Raw genomic sequence first — 8,554 nt, 5'->3', positions numbered from 1 at the left:
TTGTACGTCGCGGGGCTGGGGGTCAGTCACGGTTACCTGCGGCGGTCGGGGTTGACCGCGTCGCGGTTCGTGGCGTGTCCGTTCGGTGGGTTCGGAGAGCGGATGTATCGCACGGGTGATCTGGTGCGGTGGGCTCCTGATGGGCAGTTGCAGTACTTCGGGCGTGCCGATGAGCAGGTCAAGATCCGCGGGTACCGGATCGAGTTGGGGGAGATCCAGGCGGCGTTGGCGGGTGTGGACGGTGTGGAGCAGGCGGCGGTGATCGCCCGTGAGGATCGTCCCGGGGACCGGCGTCTGGTCGGCTACGTGACCGGTGGGGTCGATCCGGCTGCGGCGCGCGCGGCATTGTCGGAGCGGTTGCCCGAGTACATGGTGCCCACGGCGATCGTGGTGCTCGAGGCGTTGCCGGTGACGGTGAACGGCAAGCTCGACAAGCGGGCCCTGCCGGCCCCGGAGTACGGCGGCGCGGAGGGGTATCGGGCTCCGGTCACCGTGATGGAGGAGATCCTGGCCGGGATCTTCGCCGAGGTGCTCGGCGTCGACCGGGTCGGCGTCGACGACTCCTTCTTCGCCATGGGCGGCGACTCGATCCTGTCGATGCAGGTGGTGTCACGGGCCCGCGCGGCCGGATTGACCTGCCGGCCGAAGGACGTCTTCACCGAGCAGACGGTGGCCCGGCTGGCCCGGGTGGTGTCCGTCGCGGACGGCGAGGTCGCCGTCGACGACGGCGTGGGCGCGGTGGTCGCCACGCCGATCATCCGGTGGTTGCAGAGCGTGGACGGTCCCACCGAGCAGTTCAACCAGACGATGGTGCTGGCGACGCCGGCCGGGGTCGGCGAGGCCGACGTGGTGGCGATGCTGCAGGCATTGATCGACGGCCACCCGACGTTGCGGTTGCGCGTCGACGACGATGGCGCCGGAGGGTGGGCGCTGCACGTGCCCGAGTCCGGCACGGTCGATGCCCGCGATCTGCTGCAGGTGGTCGACCGGTTGAGCAGTGCCGACGTCGCGGCCGGACAGGCGAAGTTGGATCCGTCGGCCGGCGTGATGCTTTCGGCCGTGTGGGCGGCGGACAGCGGTCAGCTGGTGTTGATCGTCCATCACCTGGCCGTCGATGGCGTGTCGTGGCGAATCCTGTTGGAAGACCTGAACATTGCGTGGGCACAGCGTCGCGGTGGGCAGCCGGTCGCACTGCCGGCCGGGGGTACGTCGTTCGCGCAGTGGTCGAGACTGCTCGCGCAGTATGCGACCTCGGATGCGGTGTCCGCGTCAGCCGACGTGTGGCGCCGGGTGGCCGGAGTGCCTGCGTTGTTGCCCGCGGTACGACCCGACTCCGATACGTATGCCAGCGCGGGATATTCGTCGGTGACGTTGGATGCCGACACGACGCGGATGCTGCTGGGTGAGGTGCCGTCGGCGTTCCACGCCGGAGTGCAGGACATCCTGTTGATCGCGTTCGGGTTGGCGCTGGCCGAGTTCACCGGCACCGGGGGTACGCCCATCGGCATCGACGTGGAGGGACATGGGCGGCACGAGGATCTGGCCGACGGGCTGGATCTGTCGCGCACCGTGGGCTGGTTCACCACCAAATACCCGGTGGCGCTGGCGATCGACGAGGTGCCGTGGTCCGAGGTGACCGCGGGTGGCTCGGTGCTCGGTGCCGCCGTGAAGGCCGCCAAGGAGCAGTTGCGTGCTCTGCCCGACGGGATGACCTACGGGCTGCTGCGCTACCTGCGCCCGGATGCCGATGTGACGGGCATCGACCCCACGATCGGGTTCAACTACCTGGGCCGGCTCGGTGGCGGCGCGGAGTTGTCCGATGATCTGTGGCGGCCCACCGACGACGATGCGTTCGGTGAGGCCGTGGCGGTCGCGATGCCGTTGTCGCACAGCGTCGAACTCAATGCGGTGACAGTGGATGCGGAGTCCGGTCCGCGGCTGCGGGTGAACTGGACGTGGGCGCGGTCGGTGCTCAACGAAGTCGACGTCGATCGGTTGGGCCGGTTGTGGTTCGACGCGTTGGCCGGGATCTGTGCGCATGTCCATCACGGCGGTGGCGGATTGACGCCGTCGGACATCGCGCCCGCCCGGCTCAGTCAGCAACACCTCGACGTGCTGGCGGCTCAGTACGAAGTCGCCGATGTGTTGCCGCTGACGCCGATGCAGCAGGGTCTTCTCTTCCACGCCGTGAGCGCCGACATCGATGACGGCAACGACGATGACGTGTACGCGGTGCAACTCGACTTCACCGTGATGGGTCCGCTCGACTCTGACCGGCTGCGCAAGGCGGTCAGCGACGTCGCCTGCCGGCACCCGCATCTCGTGGCCCGGTTCTGTGCTCAATTCGACGAGCCGGTACAGGTCATCCCGGCCGATCCGTCGGCGTCCTGGACCTACGTGGAACTCGACGGCGCGGCCAGCGAGGCGGCGCTCGAGCAGGTGCGCGGCGCGGAGCGTGCCGCGGTGTGCGACATCGAGGAGTCGCCGGCCTTCCGGGTGGCGTTGATCCGTACCGGTGCGGACCAGCATCGGTGTGTGTTGACGTTGCATCACATCGTGGTCGACGGCTGGTCGTTGCCGATCCTGTTGCGCGACATCTTCGCCGGTTACTACGGGCATCAGCTGCCTGCGGCGGTGCCCTACCGGAGGTTCGTGTCGTGGCTGGCCGAGCGTGATGTGGATGCGGCACGGGCGGCGTGGGCGCAGGTGTTGGCGGGATTGGACAGTCCCACACTGGTCGCCGGACCCGGTCCGGCGAGGCCGGGCCCCCGGCAGGTCGCCGAGTTCGAGATCTCGGAGCGGACCACGGCGGCGCTGACGGAGTTGGCCCGCGCGCAGCACAGCACTGTGAGCACGGTGTTGCAAGGCGCGTGGGCATTGCTGTTGACGTCCTTGACGGGGCGTCAGGACGTGGTGTTCGGGGCGACGGTCTCGGGTCGCCCCGCGGAGTTGGCGGGCTCGGACCAGATGGTGGGCCTGTGCATCAACACGGTGCCGGTACGGGCGTCGTTCACCGCGTCGACCACGGTGAGCGACCTGCTGGAGCAGTTGCAGCGGGACGCCGAGGTGACCTTCGACCATCAGCATCTGGCGCTGCCCGAGATCCATCGAGCCAGCGGACACGAGCAGCTCTTCGACACGCTGCTCGTCTACGAGAACTACCCCATGGACACCACCGCCCCGCTGGGACCCGACGGACTGATGATCACTGAATTCAGCAACCGGGAGTACAACCACTATCCGCTGACCATGCAGGCCATCCCCGGTGCCCAACTGCACCTCCGTATCGAGTACGACACACACAGCTTCGACGCGAAGCGGGTCAAGCGGATCGTCGCGCGGATCAACAAGATCTTGGAGGCGATGACCGCCGACGTCTGACGGCAGTTCTGGCAACGGTTGGCAAACGCCACGATGAACCATTTGCAGCGGCGATCTCACACCGTGCACCGTGCAGCGAATAGTGTCGATTGTTGGCACGGAATGCCTTTCGACCGTGGTTTCGTTGGAATGATGCGCATTTGCCGACCGAATCCGAGCAAGCGCAGCAATTGCCTCCGGCCTTGGCTACACTGACGGCGAACGGGCTGTGGTGTCCTCGACTGAACGGACGCCGGGAAACGACGGGGGATGTCCGCGATGAAGATTGCCATGGCGGCCTATGGGACACGTGGCGATCTCGAGCCCTGCCTCACGGTCGGTCGCGAACTGCTGCGCCGTGGGCACGAAGTGCACATGGCCGTGCCACCTGATCTCGTCGAATTCGTCGAGACGACGGGCATTTCGGCCACCGCATACGGGCCGGATGCGAAGTCGTCGCTCGAGGGCGACTTCCTGCTCAATCTCTGGATGGATTTCCCTCGCAACCTGACCAATGTCCGACGACTGTCGACCCTGTTCCGCGAGACACGTCGGCGATTCGTCGAGGCGTGGCCGGAGATGTGCTCGACGATAGCCTCCGTCGCCGAAGGCGCCGATCTGCTGATGACCGGACTGAGTTTCGAGCAGCAAGCGCTTCCCGTGGCCGAGTTCTACAACATCCCGTTGGTGGCGGTCCATCCGTTTCCGGTGCGGCCCAACGGTCAGGTTCCGTTTCTCCCCGCAGCCGTGATGCGCTCCGTTCTGGGCGCGTATGAATGGGTGCACTGGTTGGAGACGAAGAAGCTCGAGGACGCCCATCGTCTTCAATTGGGCCTCCCCCGCGCCACTCAGCCGGCCCCACGCATCATGGCTGAGCGCGGAACGCTCGAGATCCAGGCTTACGACGCCGTGTGCTTCCCCGGGCTGAGCGAGGAATGGCAACAGCGCCGCCCGATCGTCGGCACCCTGACCCTTGATCTGACGACCTCGGCGGACGACGAGGTGACATCGTGGATCGCAGCGGGCACCCCGCCGATCTACTTCGGATTCGGCAGCATTCCCGTCCAGACGCCTCATGAGACGCTGCAGATGATCAGTGACGCGTGCCGGCAGCTGGGTGAGCGCGCGCTGGTGTGTTCGGGGTGGAGCGACTTCGTGGATGCCGACCATCTCGATCACGTCAAGGTGGTGAAGACGGTGAGCCACGTGGCCGTGTTCCCAATGTGTCGTGCACTCGTGCACCACGGCGGGTTGGGCACCACGGCAACGGGTCTGCGCGCGGGAGTCCCCACACTCATCCTCTGGACGCTGCCAGATGTTCACGCCAGGGGAGCGGTGGTGAGGCGCCAGAAGCTCGGATCCACGCGGAGACTCGCAACGACCACCACGGAATCCCTGACAGCCGACCTTCGTACGATCCTCGAGCCCGAGTGCGCCGATCGGGCTCGGGACTTCGCCACGACGATGACGAAATCAGCCGCCGCTACCGTGTCCGCAGCAGACCTCGTCGAAAGCCGCATGTTCGCACGCTGATTGGGTACCCGGGGCGAGGTGCGCGGTCCGCGCATCCTCAACACAGTGGTGAAGCCGAAGGTGCGCAACGAAGTGACTACCAGAGAATGCCGACTATGCGGATCGGCGGGACCGCACGAGACGATCACCTCGCGCGAGATGATGTTCGGCACGAGGGAGCGATTCGAGTACTTCCTCTGCGCCGAGTGCGACAGTCTGCAGATCGTCGAGGTGCTGAGCCCGGAGGATCTCGGACGCCACTACAGCACGGACTACTACTCGTACCGGTCGTCCAGCACCGTCCCGAAGAGCATCCGGTGGCTGATCTCTCACCAGGACCGCCATGAACTCCACACCGGGCGCAGCGTTGTCGGTGCAGCGATAGCGGCGCTCCCGCCGGGGGTGCGAGGCCTCTTCGGAGGGCCCGTCGTCCGGATGCTGGGTCAGCAGGGAGTCGATCGTCACGCGCGCATCATCGATGTGGGTTGCGGCAGCGGCATCCTGCTGGACCGGCTGGCAGAGGTGGGGTTCGACAACCTGTGTGGCGCAGACCCGTTCCTCGACGCCGATGCCACGAGTCCTTCGGGTGTCCCACTGCTCAAGCGGGAACTCAGCGAGGTCAGCGGCAGCTTCGACGTCATCATGTTCAATCACTCCCTCGAGCACGTACCGGACATGATCGGAACGCTCGAAGCGGCGACCGAAAAGCTGACTCCGGAAGGATTCTGCCTGGCCCGGCTCCCGACCACGTCATCGGAAGCATGGGCGACCTACGGCGAGGACTGGGTGTTGTTCGACGCGCCACGGCACTTCGTCATTCCGTCGCGCCGGGGGATGGCGATCGCCGCTGAAGCGGTCGGGCTTCGAGTGGACGACGTCATCGACGACTCGAATTCCTACCAGTTCTTCGCCAGCGAGCTCATCCGAAGCGATGTGGCTCTGGTGGAGATCAAGGGCCTCGGAGACATCATCCGACGATTCGGGCTGAAGCAACTGTGGGATTGGGAAAGGCGGTCGAACCGCCTCAATCAGAAGGGCGCCGGCGAGCAGGCCGGATTCGTGTTACGGAAGGCTGCCTGACACTCTCACATCAGCCCGGTGGCGTTCGCGAGCAGCGACGCACCCGTGATGGCGAACATCAGCGCGATGAGCTTGCGGCGATACGCCCACGCCCAGTCGTGCAGTCGTCGTAACACCGCAAGTGTTCGCGTAGGAGTGATCAAGTAGCTGACGAGGATCACCTCGACGACCACGAGCATGACCGCGATGAACGCGATCGCGGCGGCGAACTGCGTGCCGACCGCGGTGCCCGACGTCACCAGGAGCGTGACGATGATGAGTGCGCCGTCGAACGGGACTCCACCGGTGATCATGCCGATCACCGTTGCCACCCACAGCGATCCGCTTTCCCACGCATTGCGAAGCCGATTGGTCAGTCGCTTGATGAACGATCCACCCGCGGCGGGGTCGTAGGAGCCGTCTCCGATGAGCGGTACGGCGGTCGGAGGACTCGGGTCGAGCACACTGGTCGCCGTGCCCGTTCTGGCCGAGCCGCTCGGCATGCGGTGCCGTCCACCAGCGGTTTCCCGTCGAGCCGGCAGGCGCACCAGCATCAATGCTGCGACGGCCAGGGCGATCGCTCCCGCGATCAACTGGAAGTTCCGCATTCCCGGGCTGACGGCCGACTGCTCCGATGAGATCGGGGACCACGCCGTGAAGTGCAGCAACGCGAGCGGGATCAGCATCACGGGTATCGCGTTGAGCAGGCAGCCGAGCATGTAGAACAGCAAATTCTGTAACGGTCGTGGCCTGGAGATGAGCAACAGTGTGATGCCGATGCGCAACGGATTGAGGCCATTGAGGAGCGCGAGCCCCAAGACTGCTCCCCACATGTCCAAAACATACCTTGTCCCACAACTGCCTGGAGGCCCAACCGGGGTAATTCCGGGGTTGCTGGTCGGGCGCCCCTTTCGCCGCGACGCAGCCATTCCGGACAGCGGGCCCGCATTCCCGCGAGGGATTCGCGTGCCCTGAGAATCACAGACACGGCGCGCTTCTCCGTGCGGCGAGGACGACCGTCATCCGGGTAGCGGCGCATGGCGCACCTGGATCTCGCCCACCACATCGCGGCGCCGGAGTGTAGCTGGGCATCGCGGCCCTGATCGGCCGACGACTGTCGGTGGCGGCGTTGCGACGAGGGCTGTCCCCGGCCGATCGGCAATAGACCCTCGGGGTGTGACCTCGGCGTCTCCGACGCGCCTGTCAGCGCGTACCTCGGCGTTTGCCAGGTCGCCCGCGCGATGATTCGCCGCTTGATAGCCTCGTCGCAGCCCGCACCGCATTGGACGTTCTAGCTGCTGAAGGAGTGAGCGCTGAGCAACTACGATGGCTCATCGCTCGCCCGGGCAGGGACTGACGATTCGATGAGTGGTTGCGGTGACAGCCGTTCGATGTCGCAGCCGACGGGTCTCCTGGGGAAGTCGATCGAACATCCTCAGTGAACCGGGCGGCGCCAATTCGGGGGAGGACTCATGACCACGTCTCCGCGACCGTTGCTTTCGAAGGCCCTACTCACCGTAGGTGAGCGGGATCGGTTGGATGACTGGAGCAATCGAGCGTTGCTCACGAGGCCGCAGCTCGGCGGCGCCACCATCGCCGGGCTGTTCGCCGACCAGGTGGCGCGGTCTGCGGATGCGGTGGCGGTGACGTTCGAGGGTCGTTCGTGGACGTATCGCGAGTTGGACCTGGCATCGAACCGGTTGGCGCACTTGCTGGTCGGCCTGGGTGCCGCACCGGGCGAGTTCGTGGCGGTGATGTTCCCGCGGTCGGCGACGGCCGTCATCGCCATTCTGGCCGTGCTGAAGGCAGGCGCAGGGTATCTGCCGATCGACCCGGCCGCCCCGGACGAGCGAATCGAGTTCATGATCGGCGACGCGGGCGCGGTCCTGGCGGTGATCGACGCGGAATCCGCCTCGCGGGTGGCATCCTTCGGCGTGCCGGTCGTCGAGGTCGACGATCCGCGTGTCGCCACGCAGTCCGACGAGAGGCTGCGGCTGCCCGATCCCGATGACGTCGCCCACCTCATCTACACCTCCGGGACCACCGGTAGGCCGAAAGGTGTTGCGGTCACACATCGCAACGTCACCAGGCTTTTCGACGGCATGGACGTCGGCGTAGATCTCGGCCCGGATCAGGTGTGGACGCAGTGTCATTCGTTGGCGTTCGACTATTCGGTGTGGGAGTTGTGGGGTGCGCTGCTCCATGGCGGGCGGTTGGTGGTGGTGTCCGAGTCGGTGGCCGCGTCGCCGGCGGACCTGCACGCACTGGTGTTGGCGGAGGGCGTGACCGTGCTGAGCCAGACGCCAACGGCGGTGTGGGCGTTGTCAGATCAGGGCCTGGAGTCGGTGGCGTTGATGGTGGCCGGGGAGGAGTGTCCGGCCGATGTGGTGGATCGGTGGGCGCCGGGTCGGGTGATGATCAACGGCTACGGCCCGACCGAGACGACGGTGTACGCGACGATCAGTCGGCCGTTGACGGCCGGTTCGGGTGTGGTGCCGATCGGGGTTCCGGTGCCGGGGGCGGCGTTGTTCGTGCTGGATGGGTTGTTGCGTCCGGTGTCGGTGGGTGTGGTGGGGGAGTTGTATGTGGCGGGTTGGGGGGTGGCGTTGGGGTATGTGGGTCG

General features: G+C 66.2%; 5 protein-coding genes. 4 read left to right on the top strand and 1 reads right to left on the bottom strand.

The window, feature by feature from the left end; genetic code table 11:
- The 3 genes from ACPCHZ_RS28440 to ACPCHZ_RS28430 form a co-directional block, all read left to right on the top strand.
- Positions 1 to 3,381: condensation domain-containing protein (locus tag ACPCHZ_RS28440; RefSeq protein WP_423487817.1), on the top strand; the 3,381-nt coding region annotated here is incomplete at its 5' end.
- Positions 3,382 to 3,639: 258 nt separating this feature from the next.
- The gene (locus ACPCHZ_RS28435) at positions 3,640 to 4,893 is read left to right on the top strand and encodes a glycosyltransferase (protein ID WP_423487816.1); all 1,254 of its coding nucleotides are present in this window, start codon (positions 3,640 to 3,642) and stop codon (positions 4,891 to 4,893) included.
- A gap of 138 nt (positions 4,894 to 5,031) precedes the next feature.
- Complete coding sequence (locus ACPCHZ_RS28430) at positions 5,032 to 5,952, top strand: class I SAM-dependent methyltransferase (RefSeq protein WP_423487819.1); 921 nt, start codon at positions 5,032 to 5,034, stop codon at positions 5,950 to 5,952.
- A gap of 5 nt (positions 5,953 to 5,957) precedes the next feature.
- On the opposite strand, the gene ACPCHZ_RS28425 is transcribed toward ACPCHZ_RS28430, so the two are convergent.
- On the bottom strand, positions 5,958 to 6,860 hold the full coding sequence (locus ACPCHZ_RS28425) for a GAP family protein (protein ID WP_423487815.1): 903 nt from the start codon (positions 6,858 to 6,860) through the stop codon (positions 5,958 to 5,960).
- Between the two features lie 564 nt (positions 6,861 to 7,424).
- Between ACPCHZ_RS28425 and ACPCHZ_RS28420 the strand changes: the two genes are divergently transcribed.
- A partial coding sequence (locus tag ACPCHZ_RS28420; RefSeq protein WP_423487818.1) for an AMP-binding protein occupies positions 7,425 to 8,554 on the top strand: 1,130 nt, incomplete at its 3' end.

It is taken from the genome of Mycobacterium sp. NPDC050041 (assembly GCF_049541695.1).
Classification (GTDB): Bacteria; Actinomycetota; Actinomycetes; order Mycobacteriales; family Mycobacteriaceae; genus Mycobacterium.
This window is presented reverse-complemented; position numbering and strand designations above follow the sequence as displayed.